Genomic DNA, 18,281 nt, shown 5'->3' with positions numbered 1-18,281 from the left:
CAATTAAAATTTTAAAGCTTTTGTGAGAAATTTTTTATCTAACTTGCAATCTTTATATCCTCTTTTAACTATGTTTAGATATCTTTCTGTAGGAAACTTAAAAGATGATTTCTTAACCATTGTATAGGTCATAACTTTTTTTCCATAATAATAAAAATAATGTTTTTTATATAAAATTGGAAAATCCTCATAAACATCTAACTTTTTCTCATCACTTTTTGAAATTTCAAATAATCCACCTGGTACGATTGAATTTTTTTTTGGCTCAATGTCTGCTGCTCTATATTTGCTTCTAAATGTTAATTTAAAATCTTTTAAATTTATTTTTTTTAAATAAATACTGTCTTTGCATCTTCGTTTCATTTGAAAATGATGAAGATTGCTACCGTAAGCAAAATACAACATTAGCGCTCAACTACCTCAATTTTTTTTTCATTAACAAATTTTAAAATCTGCGAATTACAATCATCAATTTTATTTTGATCTTCTGATCTAATAACTATCGATACACCAAGCTTACCAGCATGAAAAAATGGGTAGCTGCCAATCTCTACGTCCAAATTATTATTTTGTACTTTTGTTAATGAACTTGCTATTTCACTTTCAACTGTTCTTAAACTTATAGTTAAGCTTTTGATTGGTTCACCTCCAACGATATTATTTGTTAATCCACCTAACATGGATTTTAATATAGAAGGAACCCCTGGTAGTGAATAAACATTCTCAACATTAAATCCTGGAGCGCCACTTGTTGGATTCAAAATGAGATTTGCATTTTCAGGCATCCATGCCATTTTTTGTCTTCCCTCATTAAATTCTCCAGGTTGATAATATTCTTCTAGAATTTTGAAAGCTTCTTTGTGAACTTCATATTTTACTCCAAATGCTTTTGAAACTGATTGAGCTGTTATATCATCGTGAGTAGGCCCAATACCTCCAGTTGTAAAAACATAATCATATTTTGATCTAAGTAAATTTAGTGTTTCAACTATAATATTTTCTACATCGGGAATTACTCTAACTTCATCAACCTTTACCCCTATAGAATTTAACCAAGTTGCTAATGTTGAGGTATTAGTATCTTGTGTTCTTCCAGATAAAATTTCATTACCAATAATTAAAATAGAAGCTTTAAATTTTGCTTTTTTATCCATATGAAATATATAATTTACTCATGGAATTTACCAAGTCTTTAGTAAAAGGCAAACTAATCAAACGTTACAAAAGGTTTTTTACCGATATAAAACTTGGTAAAGAAATTGTCACAGCTCATTGTCCTAACACAGGATCTATGAAAGGTTTATTAGATGAAGGTAATGAAGTTTATTTACTACCAAATAATGATCCTAAGCGAAAACTAAAGTTTGGACTTGAAATAATTAAATCAAGAAAAAATTTAGTAGGTGTCAATACTCATATGGCTAACAAGATAGTAAATCATGCTATCGAAAATAATTTGATCAAAGAATTAAAAAATAACGATAAAATAAAACCAGAGGTATTCTTTAATAAGGAAACTAGATTTGATTTTTTACTAGAAAAAAAAAATAAAAAAAGCTTTGTAGAGGTCAAGAACGTTACGTTATTTAGAGATAAAGAAACTGCTGAGTTTCCAGATGCCATTACTTCAAGAGGATCTAAGCATTTATTAACTCTTATTGATGCCATAAATAAAGGCTACAAGGGTTATCTGATATTTTTAGTTCAAATTCAAAACATGAAATATTTTAAAATAGCTAAAGATATCGATGAAGAATATTATAAAAATTATAAAAAAGCTAAAAAAGCTGGTGTAAATTTTCTAGCTTATAGATGTGATATAAGTTCAAAAAAAATTATTATAGATAAAAAACTTAAAATTTTAGATGAGTGATTATAAAGAAAAATTTGAAAAAATGAGAGTTGCTGGTGATTTAGCAGCAAGGACACTTGATATGTTAACTGATAACATTAAGGAAGGTGTCTCTACAGACTATATAGATAAATTAGGATATGAGTTTATAAGAGATAATGGAGGTCACTCTGCTCCACTCTACTATAGAGGTTTTACAAAATCTTTATGTACTTCACTAAATCATGTTGTGTGTCATGGAATTCCTTCCGATAGAATTCTAAGAGATGGTGATGCGGTTAACGTTGATGTTACAGCAATTGTAGATGAACATTATGGTGATACCAGTAGAATGTTTTGTATTGGTAAGACACCAATTAAATTGAATAATCTTATAGACGCTACTTACGAATCTATGATGAGAGCAATTCGAATTTTAAAACCAGGAATTAAATTAGGTGATATTGGTTATGAAATTCAATCATTTGTTGAACAAAAAGGATACTCTGTTGTAAGAGATTTTTGTGGTCACGGTATAAGCACAACATTTCATGAACCACCAAACATTTTACATTATGGAAGTAAAAACTCAGGACCAGAATTAAAACCTGGTATGACTTTTACAATAGAGCCTATGATAAATTCAGGTAAATATGATGTTAAAATGTTAAATGATGGTTGGACTGCTGTCACAAAAGATAAATCTTTATCAGCGCAATTTGAACATACGTTAGGAATTACTGAAAATGGTTATGAAATCTTTACAGAATCTGCTAAAGGTTATTCAAAGCCTCCATACTTATAATTAATGATTAAAAGATACTCTCGAAAAGAATTAACTGATATTTGGTCAGAGGAAAATAAATATAAAATTTGGCTAGATGTAGAAGTTGCAGCTGCTGAAGCAATGGAAAAACTTGGTCAAATACCAAGAGGAGTAGCTTCAATTGTTAGAAAAAAAGCAGTTATCAATGTAAATAGAATTCATAAAATTGAATCTGAAGTTAAACATGATGTTATAGCTTTTCTGACCTCTGTTACTGAAAAAGCAGGAATTAAAGCAAGATATTTACATCAAGGTATGACTTCATCAGATGTACTTGATACCAGTTTTAATATTCAATTAGTTCAATCTGGAAAAATAATTCTTAAAGATATCGATCAAATTTTAAAAGTACTTAAGAAGCAGGCAAAAAAATATAAAATGACTCCATGTATGGGAAGAAGTCATGGAATTCACGCTGAACCAGTTACTTTTGGATTAAAATTAGCTTCTTTTTATGAGGAATTTAAAAGAAACAGAAAAAGACTTAAAGATGCAATAGATGAGGTATCAACCTGCGCTATATCAGGAGCTGTTGGAACTTTTGCAAATATAAGTCCAAATGTAGAAAAGCATGTTGCAAAAAAATTAGGTTTAAAAGTTGAACCCATTTCAACACAAGTAATTCCAAGAGATCGACATGCATTTTATTTTTCAGTTTTAGGTATTATTGCAGGTTCAATTGAGAGAGTTGCAATTGAGATAAGGCATTTACAAAGAACAGAAGTTTATGAATTGCAAGAGTATTTTTCAAAAAAACAAAAAGGATCATCTGCAATGCCTCACAAGAAAAATCCAATTTTAAGTGAAAACCTAACTGGTTTAGCAAGGATGGTTAGGAGTGCTGTGATACCTGCTTTAGAAAATATAGCACTATGGCATGAAAGAGATATTTCACATTCAAGTGTTGAAAGAAACATTGGTCCTGATGCAAATATTACAACAGACTTTGCATTGGTTAGATTAACAAATATCTTGGACAATATGATTGTTTATCCAAATAAAATGTTAGAAAACTTAAATATAACAAAAGGGCTAATTTTCTCTCAAGAAGTTATGCTAGAGTTAACTAAATCTGGTTTAAGTAGAGAAAAATCTTACAGAATGGTTCAATCGTATGCAAAAAAATGTTTTGCGGAAAACCTAAACTTATTTGATGTGATATCTGATGATAAGTTTATTATGAGCAAAATTACAACAAAAAGACTTAAATCAATTTTTAGTTACGCAAAACACTTTAAAAATGTGAATTTGATCTTTAGAAGAGTTTTTAAATAATGAAAAAGGGAAAAAAACTATACGAAGGTAAAGCAAAAATCATTTATGCAACAAATGATAAAAATTTAGTTATTCAATATTTTAAAGACGATGCAACGGCATTCAATAATCAAAAGAAAACTACAATTGAAGGCAAAGGTGTTTTAAACAATAGAATATCTGAACATATTCTCTCAAATTTATCTCAAATAGGAATTAAAAATCATTTAGTGAAAAGATTAAATATGCGTGAACAAATAATAAAACTAGTTGAGATAATTCCAATTGAATTTATTGTTAGAAATGTTGCAACAGGATCTATCACTAAAAGACTAGGTATTGAGGATGGAACTGTTTTAAAAGAACCATTAATTGAATACTGCTTAAAAGATGACAAATTAGGTGACCCTCTAATTGCAGAAGAGCACATCATAGCTTTCGATTGGGCTAGCAAGAACGAAATTGATAGAATCAAAAAAATGATTTTGAGAATTAATGACTTTATGATTGGAATGTTCAGAGGAGTTGGAATTAAGTTGATTGATTTCAAACTAGAATTTGGAAGGTTAAAATCTAATGGGAAGCAAGAAGTAATTCTTGCAGATGAAATTAGCCCAGATACATGCAGACTTTGGGACAGTATTACTGATAAAAAACTTGATAAAGACAGATTTAGAAAAGATTTAGGTGATTTAATTCCAGCCTACACAGAAGTTGCTAAAAGATTAGGTATTTTGCATGAACAATCAAATGTAAGTGCCGTCAATGTAACAAAATTATCATCTGTTAAGAGAAAGAAAAAATGAAAATCTCAGTAGTAATCACTTTAAAAAAAGATGTATTAGATCCACAAGGTAAAGTTATTCATCAAACTTTAGATGGAATGGGCTTTGATGATGTTAATGAAGTTAGACAAGGTAAATATTTTGAAATTGATACAAAAGAAAATGATCCAAAAAAAGCTAAAGATAAAGTTGAAGAGATGTGCAAAAAACTTTTAGCCAATCTTGTAATTGAAAACTATAAAATTATTGATCTTAAGTAATTAATGAAATCATCTGTCATTACTTTTCCTGGATCCAATTGCGATAGAGATATGGATGTCGCTCTAAAAAAATTTGGATTTAAGAATAAAATGGTTTGGCATGATGATGCTGAACTTCCAAAAAGTGATTTAATTGTATTACCAGGAGGATTTTCATATGGTGACTATTTAAGATGTGGGAGTATGGCATCTAAATCAAAAATCATGAAGTCAGTCATTAATTTTGCTAACTCTGGTGGCATGGTAATGGGAATTTGCAATGGATTTCAAATATTAGTTGAAACTGGACTAGTTCCAGGTGTGTTATTAAGAAACAAATATTTAGAATTTATTTGCAAAAATGTATTCGTAAAAATTAATAACAAAACAAACAATTATTTTAATAATATTAAGAATGACGTCCTAGAATTTCATATAGCTCACAATGAAGGAAATTATTTTTGTACCAAAGATCAGTTAAAAGAAATTGAAGATAATGAACAAGTTGCAATAAATTATTGCGATGAAAATGGAAAAATAGAAGAACAATTCAATCCAAACGGTTCAATTAAAAATATTGCTGGTATTTTTAATAAAGAAAAAAATGTTTTAGGTATGATGCCTCATCCTGAAAGAATGATTGATAATTGTTTATCAGGAGAAGATGGTTCAATTTTTTTTAATAATTTAATAAATAATTTAAAATGATAGTAAACGAACAAGTAGCTATTGATCATGGTTTAAAAAAAGATGAATATGCTAAAATTTGTGAATTATTAAAAAGAACACCAAATATTACTGAACTTGGTATTTTTTCTGCAATGTGGAATGAGCATTGCTCATATAAATCTTCAAGACTTCATTTAAAAAAACTTCCAACGAAAGGAAAAAAAGTTATTCAAGGTCCTGGAGAAAATGCTGGTGTTATTGATATTGAAGATGATGATGCCATTGTTTTTAAAATTGAAAGCCATAACCACCCATCTTTTATTGAGCCTTATCAAGGTGCAGCAACTGGCGTTGGTGGGATTATGAGGGATGTATTTACAATGGGTGCAAGACCTATTGCAAATTTAAACTCAATTCATTTTGGTTCACCTCAACACAAAAAAACAAAAAATCTTTTAAGAGGTGTGGTTCATGGAATTGGAGGATATGGAAATTGCATGGGTGTACCAACAGTTGCGGGACAAACAAGTTTTGATAGTTCATACAATGGAAATATCTTGGTTAATGCAATGACCTTGGGTTTGGTTAAAAAAGATAAGATTTTTTACTCAAAAGCAGCTGGTTTAAACAAGCCAGTTATTTATGTTGGTTCAAAAACAGGTAGAGACGGAATACATGGAGCCAGCATGGCTTCAGCAAGTTTTGATGACAAAATAGAGGAAAAGAAACCCACTGTTCAAGTTGGAGATCCATTTACTGAAAAACTTTTACTGGAAGCTTGTTTAGAATTAATGGCTGGAGATTCAATTATAGCTATACAAGATATGGGAGCTGCTGGATTAACATCATCAAGTATAGAAATGGCATCAAAAGGAAATCTTGGAATTGAAATAAATCTAAATAAAGTTCCTTGCAGAGAAACTAAGATGACACCTTACGAAATTATGCTCTCTGAAAGCCAAGAAAGAATGTTGATTGTTTTAGAAAATGGAAAAGAAAAACAAGCAAAAAAAATATTTGATAAATGGAATTTAGATTTTGCAGTAATTGGCAAAACTACTAATTCAAAAAAAATACAACTTTACTTTAACAATGAAAAGGTAGCAGACATCCCAGTAAATACATTAGTCGAAAATTCACCTATGTACGATCGTAAATGGAAAAAAGCAAAGCTATCTAAAAAGAATAAAATTAAAAAAGAAAATTTAAAAAATTTCAAAATTATAGATGTTCTGAAAAAAGTTTTAGCAAACCCAAATATATGTAGCAAAGATTGGATTTGGCAGCAGTATGATCATACGGTTATGGGTGATACTATTCAAAAACCAGGTGGAGATGCTGGAGTTGTGAGAGTGCATGGAACAAATAAAGCCGTAGCTGCTTCAGTCGACAGTTCTGCTGTATATTGTTGGGCTCACCCTCTCACCGGTGGCAAACAAGTTGTTTGTGAAAGTTTTAGAAATTTAATTTCTGTTGGTGCAAAACCTATAGCTATTACTAATTGTTTAAATTTTGGAAGTCCTGAAAATGAAGAGAATATGGGTGAGTTTGTCGAATGTGTTCAAGGAATTGGTGAAGCAAGTGAATATTTAAAATTCCCAGTGGTTTCAGGAAATGTTTCTTTTTACAATCAAACTAAAGATGAAGGTATAAAGCCAACTCCTGCTATTGGAGGTGTAGGTTTGATAAAGGATTATAATAAAATGATCACTATGGATTTTAAAGAGATTGATAATGTGGTTTTAGTTATTGGAAAAACAGAGGGACATTTAGATCAAACTTTATTTGCAAGGAATATATTAGATGAAAAAAATGGTCCTCCTCCTGAAATAAATTTATTTAATGAAAAAAATAATGGAGAAACTTTATTGAAACTTATCGAAAGTAATCTAATCAAAAGTGCTCATGATGTTTCTTTAGGTGGAATTATTACGGCGGTAGCTAAAATGTGCATCAAAGGTAAAAAAGGAATAAATTTAAATAAACCAAAATATTTAATCAATGAATTGGAATATTTCTTTGGTGAAGATCAAGGGCGTTACATTATTGAGGTTAGTAAAAAAGATTTAAAAAAAGTCACAGATATATTGAATAAAAATGCTGTTCATTTTGATGAACTTGGTACAATCAGTGAAAATGAACTATATTTTGATGATAAGACAAAAGTTACAATTGACGAATTAACAAGTTCAAATACAAAGTGGCTTACAGATTATATGAGTAACTAATGGCAATGGATTTAAAAGAAATTGAGAGTTTAATTAAAGAAGCAATGCCTGATGCTGTTGTAGAAATTCAAGATTTAGCGGGTGATGGAAATCATTATTCAGCAACTGTGACTTCTTCTCAGTTTTCAGGAAAAAGTAAAATTGAACAACATAAAATGGTATATAATTCTCTAAAAGGACGTATGGGAAATGAATTACATGCCCTAGCAATTAAAACAAAGGAGCAATAATGGACGATAATACAAAAAATATAATTCAAAATCATATAGACAACAATGATGTTTGTTTATTTATGAAAGGAACTCCAGATGCTCCACAGTGTGGTTTTTCAATGGCTGTTTCAAACATGTTAAAAATTCTTGAAGTAAATTTCAAAGGAGTAAACGTTTTAGAAGATCAAAACATCAGAGAAGGTATTAAAGTTTACAGTGATTGGCCAACAATACCTCAATTATATATTAAAAAAGAATTTGTTGGTGGATGTGATATCGTAAAAGAAATGTACGAAAACGGAGAACTTAAAAAAATTCTTGAAGATAAAGGTATTAATTTTAAAAATTAAATTTAGAAATTATCTAGAGTAATATTCAATTACAAGATTTGGTTCCATTATTACAGGATAAGGAACTTCTTCAAATTTAGGAACTCTTACAAATTTTAATTTTTTATTTTTCTCATCCATTTGGATGTATTCTGGTGTTTCTCTTTCTTTATTTGCTAGAGCGATATCAATGATTGCTAATTGTTTAGATTTATCTCTAATTTCAATTGTGTCCTCTTCTTTTACTGAATAACTTCCAATATTAACTTTCTTGCCATTTACTCTAACATGACCGTGATTGATTAATTGTCTGGCTGAAAAAATAGTAGTTGCAAATTTTGCTCTATAAATAATAGCGTCTAGTCTTCTCTCTAAAAGACCGATTAAATTTTCACCTGTATCACCCTTAAGCATAACTGCTTTTTTGTAAATATTTCTAAACTGTTTTTCATTAATATTTCCATAATAAGCTTTTAGTTTTTGTTTAGCTTGTAGCTGAATACCATAATCTGAAGGCTTAGATGTTTTTGTTTGACCATGTTGACCAGGTCCATATGCTCTAGTATTAAAAGGACTTTTTGGTCTACCCCATAGGTTAACCTTTAATCTTCTATCTACTTTATGTTTAGAGTTTAATCTTTTTGTCATTTAATAGTGGGCTTTATAAACTTACTCTTACTTTTGTCAATCAACGTTTTTTGCCTAAACTTGCAAATACACTAGATAAAATACGCGATTCTTTTGATGATAATTCCATCCGGTAAAAGATATTTCTTAGGTTTTCTAGCATTATTGGCTTCTTCTCTTTTGATTTAAAGAAATTAATCTCTTCAAGATTCTGAATACATAAATTAACCATAGCAACAATCTCTTTTTTAGAGGCAGATTTTACTTTATTTGATTTATTAAAAGGGGTCACTTTTGAATTAAGAATACTTGATACATATTGAGCAATAATTATCAAACTATGAGAGAGGTTTAATGACTTAAAATCAGGATTTGTTGGAATTTGAAGGGTATAATTGGCATAACTAATCTCATTATTAGATAAACCTGATGCTTCTGGTCCAAATAGGAAAGCTATCTTTTTTTTATAATTAATTTTTTTTAAATCTTCTAATTGAATATGCTTTATATTTTTGTTTCTAAATCTCGCGGATGTTGCGATAACTATATCAATATCCTTTAAAGACCTTTCTAAATTTTCATAACTCTTTGCTTTATTAATAATATTTTTTGCACCAACAGAAGTTGCTAAAATTTTATCGTTAGGAAATATTGGTTTAGGATCTACAACAATTAATTTCTGAAAATTGAAATTTTTCATTCCTCTTGCGCAAGCTCCAATATTTTCTGAAAGCTGAGGCTTATGTAAAATGAAAGAAATATTATTAACTGACATTAATCAATGCCATGATTTCTGTTGTAGTTAGAAGTAACAGAAGGTTTGATATTGTTTAAATATTTAGGATCTACTGACCAAATAGTAACTTTTAAAGGATAACATTTTGCAACATCAGAAGAGTGTTCTGATCCACAATCTCCTCCTGGACAAGCAGAAAGAGCTCCTAATATATCTGTTTCAGCAAAAAACTCTAGGTAATCCCCTGGTCTAACTGGGCTAGCTTTCATAAAGTATTGTTTAGTATCATTAGTAAAACCAGTAAGCATAAATACATTTAATACATCATGAACTATTTTTTCTGCATGATCTAATTGAACATTTTTTTCTTTAACTAATGCTCTTGTTAAATTTGAATGACAGCAATAGTGGTAATCATTATCACTTAAAAGTTTAGAAGTATAAGGATCACATCTAGTACCAATTACATCATGAACAGAACCACCGTCTTTATCATAATCATACCAATCCAAAGTATCCCAAGTTATTGTAGCCAAAGATCTTAAATATGGAAAACTACTAAACATTTTATCTCCAACAGAAAGATGTGTTCCATATAAAGCTCTTGTTTTTCCTGAATAAAATTTTTCCTCTAGATTATTTAAATTAAATAAATTTAGATCTCCTACCTGTGGGCCATCTACACTTTCAATTCTAAAAAACTCCCCAAATTTAACCTCAAATGTTTTCGCGTCTCTTGGAGGTATTATTATTTCATCTTTTTTAACCAAATGCTCTCTTGCTGAATGTAAAATACTTAAATTTTTATCTTCAATAGTGGTATTTGGATAACAAACGATAGGCTTTGCCCCTATTCTACTATCGATATCTGTTGGTTTTTCTGAAAATTTTTTAATTTTCATTTTTATAAACTTCCAGGCGCTTTATCTTTAAATAATTTATAATCTAAACTATCCACTAAAGCCTTGAATGAAGCATCAATTATATTGGGTGATACTCCAATTGTGAACCAGTTCACTCCTTTTGCATCTGTGCTTTCGATACTAACTCTTGTAACTGCTTCTGTACCTGTATTTAAAATTCTAACTTTATAATCAACAAGCCTTAAATCTTTCAAATACTCTGAATATTTTGCAAGCTTATTTACATTCTTTCTAATTGCATTATCTAAAGCATTAACAGGTCCATTTCCTTGCCCTTCACATAAAATTTTGTCACCATCCACTTCTAATTGAGCTTTAGCATATGATATAATCTCTCCAGTTTTATCTTTCTTTACAGAAACATCGTATTCATTGATTGAAATATATCTTGGTATTTCACCCATTAGTCTTCTAGCTAATAATTCAAAAGATGCATCTGCGCCATCATAACTATAACCAATAAACTCTCTATCTTTAACTTCATCTAAAAGTTTTTTAATTTTTGGGTCACTTTTTTCAACGTTAATTCCAATTGAATTTAATCTAGACATTATGTTTGATTGTCCTGATTGATCTGAAACTACAATATTTCTAGAATTTCCAACCTCTCCAGGATTAATATGCTCATAAGTTTTAGGGTCTTTTTGAACTGCAGATACATGCATACCACCTTTATGTGAGAAAGCTGAGGCACCAACATAAGGCAAATGTTTATTAGGTTTTCTATTTAATATTTCATCTAGCAATCTTGAGCATTGAGTTAAATTTTTCAAATTTTCTCTTTTAATACTAAGTTCAAATTTGTCTGAAAAATCTTTCTTTAAAAAAAATGAAGGTATTAAAGACATTAAATTTGCATTACCACATCTTTCTCCTAATCCATTTATAGTTCCTTGAACCTGTCTTGCTCCTGCTTGAACTGCAGCAAGACTATTTGCTACTGCATTTTCAGTATCATTATGAGCGTGTATTCCTAAGTTATTTCCTGGAATATGTTTGCTTACTTCAGTTACAATTTTAGAAATTTCATGTGGAAGTGTTCCGCCGTTAGTATCACACAATACAATCCATCTAGCTCCATTATCATAAGCAGCTTTCAAACATGACAATGCATACTCTGGATTAGATTTATAACCATCAAAGAAATGCTCTGCATCAAACATAAATTCTTTACCTGATTTAACAATATGCTTGGTACTTTCGCTTATGTTGTTTAAATTTTGTTCATTAGCAATTCCTAAGGCAACTTTAACTTGGAAATCCCATGATTTTCCAAATAAACAAACTGCTGAGCTTTTTGAATTAATTAATGATGATAACATTGGATCATTTTCAGCACTATGTTCTGATTTTTTTGTCATGCCAAATGCAGTTAATTTAGCTGATTTAAAATTATGATCTTTATTAAAAAATTCTGTATCTGTTGGATTGGCGCCTGGCCAACCTCCTTCTACATAATCAACTCCTAACATATCTAATGCTGATGAAATTTTCTTCTTATCATCAATAGAAAAATCAACACCTTGCGTCTGTGCACCATCGCGTAATGTTGTATCAAAAATATAAAGTTGTTCTTTACTCATTTAAATTTCCAAGTCGTTTTACCATCTTTATCTTCTATTAAAACACCTTTGTCTAAAAGCTCATTTCTAATTTTGTCAGCTTCCTCGTAATTTTTGTTCTCTCTAGCTTTGTTTCTTTCGTCAATTTTCTGCAAAATTTCTTTTTCTGAAATAGAAGCTTTGCTCATTTTGAAGCTTAACCACTCATCTTTATTTTGGTTTAAAAGTCCTACGAACTGACAAGCAGAAACAAATGCAGCTTTATCATTGTCATTACCTTTTAGTGCTTTTTCATATAATTTGTGTAAATTTGCTATGTAACCTGGTGTGTTTAAATCATCATGCAGAGGTTGAAGAATTTCATCCGAGATATCTGCATTATTTTTACTATCTATATAAACATTGTACCATTTATCTATAGTATTTTGACAATCTTCTAAAAGTTTATCATTCCAATCTAATGGTTGTTTATAATGCGCACTCATTAAAGCTAATCTTAAAACCTGGCCACTTATCTTATTTCTAAAATCTTTTATTTTTAAAATGTTACCTTGAGATTTTGCCATCTTTTCATTGGACATAGTAATAAATGCATTGTGCAACCAAAAATTAGCAAATACTTTTGTATCATTAGCACATCTTGATTGTGCTATTTCATTTTCATGATGGGGGAATATTAAATCAATACCACCTCCATGAACATCAAACTCATCTCCTAAAAATTTTTTTGACATTGCTGAACATTCTAAATGCCATCCAGGTCTTCCTTTTCCCCATGGAGAATCCCAAGAAGGTTCATCACTTGCTGATGGCTTCCATAAAACAAAATCTTCTGAATTTTTTTTATTTTCACTTATTTCAATCCTTGATCCTGCAATTAAGTGTTCTAGTTTTTTATTTGATAGCTGACCATAATCATTAAACTTTTTAACCTCAAAATAAACATGGCTGTTATTCTCATAAGCAAAACCTTTTTTGATTAATTCAGAAACCATTTCAATCATCAAATCAATATTTTCAGTTGCTTTAGGTTGATGAGTTGGTGTTTCACAATTTAAATAATTACAATCTTCACCAAAACTTTCAGTTACTTTATTTGTTAGCTCTGAAATTGAAATATTATTTTCTTTTGAAGATTTAATAATTTTATCATCTACATCTGTAATATTTCTAACATAAGTAACTTTTGAATATTTTTTTTTAAAAATTTTATAAAGGATATCAAAAACAACTATTGGTCTAGCATTACCAATATGAGGATCATCATAAACTGTTGGTCCACAAACATACATTCTTATATTTTGTTCATTTATTGGAACAAATTTTTCTTTTTTGTTTCTAAGATTGTTTGTTAAAAAAATATCATTACTCATAATTTTAGAAATATACTTAAATTATAGATTTGTGAATCTATTTGATTAATTTGGAATTTTGCATACTGGAATAGGCTCCATTTTATGCAAATTTTGTTTTCTAATGGTTTCGTATTTTGCTCTATTGGAAGATTTAGGATTATCCATAGCTTCCTCAAGTTCTTCATATTTTAACCCGAGCTGACCTTCATCAGTTCTACCATCATCCCACAAACCATCAGTAGGTGCTGCTTCAATAATTTCATTTAAAATACCAAGTTCTTTGCCGATTTCCCAAACCTGAGTTTTATTACAATCTGCTATAGGGGAAATATCTACTCCTCCATCTCCATATTTTGTATAAAATCCAACTCCAAAGTCCTCTACCTTGTTTCCAGTTCCAACTACTATTCCTTTGTTAGCTGCAGCAACTTGATAAAGTGTGGTCATTCTCAATCTAGCTCTAGAATTTGCCATTCCATGCTCATTGTCAAATTTAGATAAACTTGAACTAAATGCCAAAAATAACTCATCTAAATTAATTGTATGTGCTTCAACATTTTTAAAATTTTTTACTAACCATTCTTGATGTTTTAAACTTAAATCATGTTGATGTGATTTTTGTTTAATTGGCATCGACAAAACTATTGTTTTCAAACCAGTCATTGCACTTAAAGTGCTAGAAACAGATGAGTCAATACCTCCAGATATTCCTATAACAAGAGACTGAGCCTTTGAGGGCATATTATCTACATAATTTTTAATCCAATCAGATATAAACTTTGTTTTTTCCGTAACATTCATTGCTTATAAAATATTTTTTTATTACGATTTTACAATGTCTTAAGATGCCGCTCTATCTGCATTTTTAGAATATGAGCTATTCTTTTTAATCTCATCTGAAATCATAAATGCTAATTCTAAAGCTTGATTAGCATTCAACCTAGGATCACAATGAGTATGGTATCTTGAAGAAAGATCTTCTTCAGAAATTTTTTGTGCTCCACCAATACATTCGGTTACATCTTGACCAGTTAACTCAATATGAAGACCTCCTGCATAACTTCCTTCACTTTGGTGACATGCAAAAACATTTTTAACTTCTTTTAGTACACTGTTGAATGGTCTAGTTTTAAAACCTGTTGCAGCTTTAATTGTGTTCCCATGGCATGGGTCACAAGACCAAATTACATTCAATCCTTCTTTTTTGATTGCTCTAATTAATTTTGGTAAAAATTTTGAAACATTATCTGCTCCAAATCTTGAAATTAAAGTTATTTTACCTTTTTCATTTTTTGGATTAATTCTGTTACATAGATTAATTAAATCATCTGGTTTTAATGTCGGTCCACATTTTATACCTATAGGGTTTTCAATCCCTCTACAAAACTCTACATGACCTCCATCAAGTTGTCTTGTTCTATCTCCAATCCAAACAAAATGGGCTGAAGTATCATGGTTCTCACCTGTAGTAGAGTCTGTTCTAGTCATTGCTTCTTCAAATGGTAACAATAACGCTTCGTGTGATGTCCAAAAATTTACTGTATATAATCTATTGTTGAAATCTGACGTAATTCCACATGCTCTCATAAAACCTATAGCATCTGCAATTTTATCCTCTAGATCTCTAAATTTTTTAGCTTCTGGACTTTTTTTAATGTAGCCTAAATTCCATAAATGAACTTTGTTCAAATCTGCAAAACCTCCTTTTGAGAATGCTCTTATAAGGTTTAAAGTTGATGCTGATTGAGAATAAGCTTTATATAATCTTTTTGGGTCAGGAATTCTTGCTTTTTCAGTAAATTCCATTCCATTTATGTTATCACCTAAATAACTAGGAAGCTCTTCACCATCTTTATTTTCAACTGGAGAACTTCTTGGTTTTGAAAATTGACCAGCAATTCTTCCAACTTTAACGACTGGTAAAGAAGCTGAATAAGTTAAAACTAAAGACATTTGCAAAATTAATTTAAATGTATCTCTTAAATTATCAGGGTTAAATTCAGCAAAACTCTCTGCACAATCTCCACCCTGAAGTAAAAATGCTTTTCCATCTACAACGTCAGCTAATTGATCTTTTAGATGCCTAGTCTCTCCAGCAAATACTAAAGGAGGAAAAGTTCCAATTTTATCTAAAACTTTATTTAGTTCTTTTTTATCTGGATATTCCGGTATGTGTTTAACCGGATATTTTCTCCAACTATTTTTTTTCCAATTTTTCATATTCAACCTATGGGTGTTTTAGCAGAGTTTAAACATTATTCAACTGTGACGGATTTAGCTAAGTTTCTTGGCTTATCTATATCATAACCCATTTTCAAAGCTGAATAATAAGCAAGCTTTTGAAGTGGAATTGTTAAAAGGAATGGTAATAAATCGTCATTTGTATTTTCTACCTCAATAGTCTCCCAAATATTCTCTGAAACAATTTCATCCTTGCTTTTGTTTGTAATTAAAAGAACTTTAGCACCTCTTGCTATAACTTCCTGCATATTAGAAATTGTTTTTTTATAGTAACTGTCTCTTGGAGCTAGAACAACAACTGGCATACCTTCTTCTATCAAAGCAAGTGGTCCATGTTTCATTTCACCAGCTGGATAACCCTCCGCATGAACATAAGATAATTCCTTCAATTTCAATGCCCCTTCCAAAGCTATTGGGAAAGAGAAGCCTCTTCCGAGGAACATAGATCCTTTAGCTTCATTAAATGTTGAAGAGATTGCTTGAATATCATTATCTATTAATAAAGTTTTTTCTATTAAGCTTGGTAGGTTTTTAAGATATTTAATTTTTTCTTGATAATTTTTTTTATCAATTTGACCTGACAAAGATCCAATTTTTAAAGCTAAAATATATAAAACAAGTATTTGACCTAGGAAAGCTTTTGTTGATGCAACTCCAATTTCAGGTCCACAGTGAATTGGTAAAACAAAATTTGAATCTCTTGCTATAGAGCTTTCAATTACATTAACTACAGCACATGTTTTCATATTATTTTTATTACAAAGATCTAAAGCTGCATAAGTATCTGCAGTCTCACCTGATTGGGAAACAAAAATATATAAACTTTCCTTTTTAAATCGATTTTTTCTATATCTAAACTCTGAAGCTATATCGATATTAACATCTAAAGAAGTTAATTCTTCAAACCAATATTTTGCCATTAAACAAGAATGATAAGCAGTACCACAACCAATTAAAGTAACTGATTTAATTTCATTGATTTTCCATGGAAAATTGAAAATGTTTATCTCATTATTTACATTATCTAAATATTCTTTAATTCCAGTTTTTACTGTTACAGGTTGCTCCTCTATTTCTTTGGCCATGAAATGTTTAAAATCACCTTTGTCATAATTTGACTCATTAGATGATAATTCTAATATTTTTTTATTAATTTTTTTTCCCTCTTGATTGTAAAAATGAACTTGGTCTTTTTTAACAATACAAAATTCTCCATCATCAAGATAAGTAATTTTATTTGTCATGGATTTTAAAGCATAAGAGTCTGACCCTAGGTAATTTTCATTAGGACCATAACCGACAGCAAGTGGTGATCCTCTTCTTGCACCTACAATTAAATCTGGAATATCTTTAAAAATTATACCTAATGCAAAACTTCCATGAAGTTGTTTTAAAGTTTTGGTTATTGCCTCTTCCAGTTCCATAGTTTTTAAATTTTCTGTAATTAAATGAACTATTACTTCAGTATCAGTCTGAGATTTGAAAGCATGACCCTTATTAATTAAATGTTTTTTTAAAATTGTTGAGTTCTCTATTATTCCATTATGGACGACAGAAACACTATCTGATGAGTGTGGGTGAGCATTAATACTATTCGGGATTCCATGAGTAGCCCATCTTACATGGCCTATCCCTATATTTCCTTTTAAAGATTTTAAATCAAAGTTTTGCTCTAAATTATCAACTCTTCCTTCAGATTTAACTTCATTTAACTGACCATCAAATAAAGTTGCGACCCCAGCAGAGTCGTAACCTCTATATTCTAGTTTTTTTAAAGAATTTATAATATTTGCAGAAACAGATTTGTTACTAGATATTCCTATAATTCCGCACATAATTTATTTTGTTTTTCTTTTATAATTTTTAATTTCCACTTGTACAGATCTGGTTAGAGCTAGAGATTTTTTTTTAACATTTTTTGTTATTACAGACCCTGCACCAACAATACTTTCTTTGTCAATTTTTACAGGAGCTACTAAAGATGAATTTGATCCTATGAACACTTTATCTTTAATTATTGTCTTACTTTTTTTTACACCATCATAATTACAAGTAATTGTTCCGGCACCAACATTTACCATCTTGCCAATATCGCTATCTCCGACATAAGATAAATGATTAATTTTTGATTTATTTCCAACAGTTGATTTTTTAATCTCTACAAAATTACCTACTTTTGAACCTTCTTTAAGAATTGTATCGGGTCTAATTCTTGCATAAGGACCTATCTCAACTTTACTTTCTACCTTACAAGACTCTAAATGCGAAAAAGATTTAATAACAACATTATTTCCTATTTTAACTTTAGAACCAATTACCACATATGGTTCAATAGTAACCCCTTTTCCAATTTTAGTATCATTTGAAAAAAAAACAGTTTCAGGACCTGTCATTTTAACTCCAGCTTTTAAAAACTTATTTCGAAGTTTATTTTGATTATTTTGTTGCTTTGCATGTTTCATCT

General features: G+C 29.8%; 20 protein-coding genes. 9 read left to right on the top strand and 11 right to left on the bottom strand.

Going from position 1 to position 18,281, the window contains the following annotated elements; all coding sequences use genetic code 11:
• Window positions 1-3: 3 nt before the first annotated feature.
• Both ACTTBK_RS01815 and ACTTBK_RS01810 read right to left on the bottom strand, forming a co-directional pair.
• On the bottom strand, window positions 4-405 hold the full coding sequence (locus ACTTBK_RS01815) for a gamma-glutamylcyclotransferase family protein (RefSeq protein WP_440618331.1): 402 nt from the start codon (window positions 403-405) through the stop codon (window positions 4-6).
• Window positions 405-1,154, bottom strand: coding sequence for a competence/damage-inducible protein A (locus tag ACTTBK_RS01810; protein WP_440618330.1), 750 nt, complete (start codon window positions 1,152-1,154; stop codon window positions 405-407). Before ACTTBK_RS01810 ends, ACTTBK_RS01815 begins: the two co-directional genes overlap by 1 nt.
• Before the next feature lie 20 nt (window positions 1,155-1,174).
• Here ACTTBK_RS01810 and sfsA point away from each other — a divergent pair, with 20 nt between their 5' ends.
• Genes sfsA through grxD form a run of 9 tightly spaced genes read left to right on the top strand, consistent with a single transcriptional unit; the run spans window position 1,175 to window position 8,394 of the window.
• A complete protein-coding gene (gene sfsA / locus ACTTBK_RS01805) occupies window positions 1,175-1,873 on the top strand; it encodes a DNA/RNA nuclease SfsA (RefSeq protein ID WP_440618329.1) in 699 nt (232 codons plus the stop codon).
• Window positions 1,866-2,636 carry a type I methionyl aminopeptidase gene (gene map, locus ACTTBK_RS01800; RefSeq protein WP_440618328.1) on the top strand — a complete coding sequence of 257 codons (771 nt, stop codon included), beginning with the start codon at window positions 1,866-1,868 and terminating at the stop codon, window positions 2,634-2,636. Before sfsA ends, map begins: the two co-directional genes overlap by 8 nt.
• A gap of 3 nt (window positions 2,637-2,639) precedes the next feature.
• Entirely contained in the window at window positions 2,640-3,932 is a 1,293-nt protein-coding gene (gene purB / locus ACTTBK_RS01795) for an adenylosuccinate lyase (protein WP_440618327.1), read from the top strand.
• Window positions 3,932-4,717, top strand: coding sequence for a phosphoribosylaminoimidazolesuccinocarboxamide synthase (gene purC / locus ACTTBK_RS01790; protein WP_440618326.1), 786 nt, complete (start codon window positions 3,932-3,934; stop codon window positions 4,715-4,717). Before purB ends, purC begins: the two co-directional genes overlap by 1 nt.
• Window positions 4,714-4,956, top strand: a complete 243-nt coding sequence (gene purS, locus ACTTBK_RS01785; RefSeq protein ID WP_262589074.1) for a phosphoribosylformylglycinamidine synthase subunit PurS — start codon at window positions 4,714-4,716, stop codon at window positions 4,954-4,956. The genes purC and purS overlap by 4 nt, the downstream gene beginning before the upstream one ends.
• Before the next feature lie 3 nt (window positions 4,957-4,959).
• Window positions 4,960-5,643 (top strand): phosphoribosylformylglycinamidine synthase I, encoded by a 684-nt coding sequence (gene purQ, locus ACTTBK_RS01780; RefSeq protein ID WP_440618325.1) that lies wholly within the window; start codon window positions 4,960-4,962, stop codon window positions 5,641-5,643.
• A complete protein-coding gene (purL, locus tag ACTTBK_RS01775) occupies window positions 5,640-7,832 on the top strand; it encodes a phosphoribosylformylglycinamidine synthase subunit PurL (RefSeq protein ID WP_440618324.1) in 2,193 nt (730 codons plus the stop codon). The genes purQ and purL overlap by 4 nt, the downstream gene beginning before the upstream one ends.
• Window positions 7,832-8,062 carry a BolA/IbaG family iron-sulfur metabolism protein gene (locus ACTTBK_RS01770; RefSeq protein WP_262589071.1) on the top strand — a complete coding sequence of 77 codons (231 nt, stop codon included), beginning with the start codon at window positions 7,832-7,834 and terminating at the stop codon, window positions 8,060-8,062. Before purL ends, ACTTBK_RS01770 begins: the two co-directional genes overlap by 1 nt.
• Entirely contained in the window at window positions 8,062-8,394 is a 333-nt protein-coding gene (gene grxD / locus ACTTBK_RS01765; RefSeq protein WP_440618323.1) for a Grx4 family monothiol glutaredoxin, read from the top strand. Before ACTTBK_RS01770 ends, grxD begins: the two co-directional genes overlap by 1 nt.
• A 9-nt stretch (window positions 8,395-8,403) precedes the next feature.
• Here the strand turns inward: grxD and rpsD are convergent, their stop codons facing one another.
• The 9 genes from rpsD to ACTTBK_RS01720 are packed head-to-tail and all read right to left on the bottom strand — an operon-like array spanning window position 8,404 to window position 18,279.
• A complete protein-coding gene (rpsD, locus tag ACTTBK_RS01760; protein ID WP_075506111.1) occupies window positions 8,404-9,021 on the bottom strand; it encodes a 30S ribosomal protein S4 in 618 nt (205 codons plus the stop codon).
• Between the two features lie 40 nt (window positions 9,022-9,061).
• Window positions 9,062-9,775, bottom strand: coding sequence for an RNA methyltransferase (locus ACTTBK_RS01755; protein ID WP_440618322.1), 714 nt, complete (start codon window positions 9,773-9,775; stop codon window positions 9,062-9,064).
• Window positions 9,775-10,638, bottom strand: coding sequence for an urea carboxylase-associated family protein (locus tag ACTTBK_RS01750; protein ID WP_440618321.1), 864 nt, complete (start codon window positions 10,636-10,638; stop codon window positions 9,775-9,777). The genes ACTTBK_RS01755 and ACTTBK_RS01750 overlap by 1 nt, the downstream gene beginning before the upstream one ends.
• 2 nt (window positions 10,639-10,640) lie before the next feature.
• Window positions 10,641-12,242, bottom strand: coding sequence for a citramalate synthase (gene cimA / locus ACTTBK_RS01745; RefSeq protein WP_440618320.1), 1,602 nt, complete (start codon window positions 12,240-12,242; stop codon window positions 10,641-10,643).
• Window positions 12,239-13,594, bottom strand: a complete 1,356-nt coding sequence (gene cysS, locus ACTTBK_RS01740; RefSeq protein WP_440618319.1) for a cysteine--tRNA ligase — start codon at window positions 13,592-13,594, stop codon at window positions 12,239-12,241. Before cysS ends, cimA begins: the two co-directional genes overlap by 4 nt.
• A 45-nt stretch (window positions 13,595-13,639) precedes the next feature.
• Window positions 13,640-14,377, bottom strand: coding sequence for an NAD(+) synthase (gene nadE / locus ACTTBK_RS01735; RefSeq protein WP_440618318.1), 738 nt, complete (start codon window positions 14,375-14,377; stop codon window positions 13,640-13,642).
• Between the two features lie 39 nt (window positions 14,378-14,416).
• Window positions 14,417-15,796, bottom strand: coding sequence for a class II 3-deoxy-7-phosphoheptulonate synthase (locus tag ACTTBK_RS01730; RefSeq protein ID WP_440618317.1), 1,380 nt, complete (start codon window positions 15,794-15,796; stop codon window positions 14,417-14,419).
• A 35-nt stretch (window positions 15,797-15,831) separates the two neighbouring features.
• Entirely contained in the window at window positions 15,832-17,652 is a 1,821-nt protein-coding gene (gene glmS / locus ACTTBK_RS01725; RefSeq protein WP_440618316.1) for a glutamine--fructose-6-phosphate transaminase (isomerizing), read from the bottom strand.
• A 3-nt stretch (window positions 17,653-17,655) separates the two neighbouring features.
• Window positions 17,656-18,279, bottom strand: a complete 624-nt coding sequence (locus ACTTBK_RS01720) for a DapH/DapD/GlmU-related protein (RefSeq protein WP_440618315.1) — start codon at window positions 18,277-18,279, stop codon at window positions 17,656-17,658.
• Window positions 18,280-18,281 lie beyond the last annotated feature (2 nt).

Origin of the sequence: Candidatus Pelagibacter sp. HIMB1493 (assembly GCF_052047995.1) — a bacterium.
In the GTDB taxonomy this organism is placed as follows: Bacteria; Pseudomonadota; Alphaproteobacteria; order Pelagibacterales; family Pelagibacteraceae; genus Pelagibacter.
This window is presented reverse-complemented; position numbering and strand designations above follow the sequence as displayed.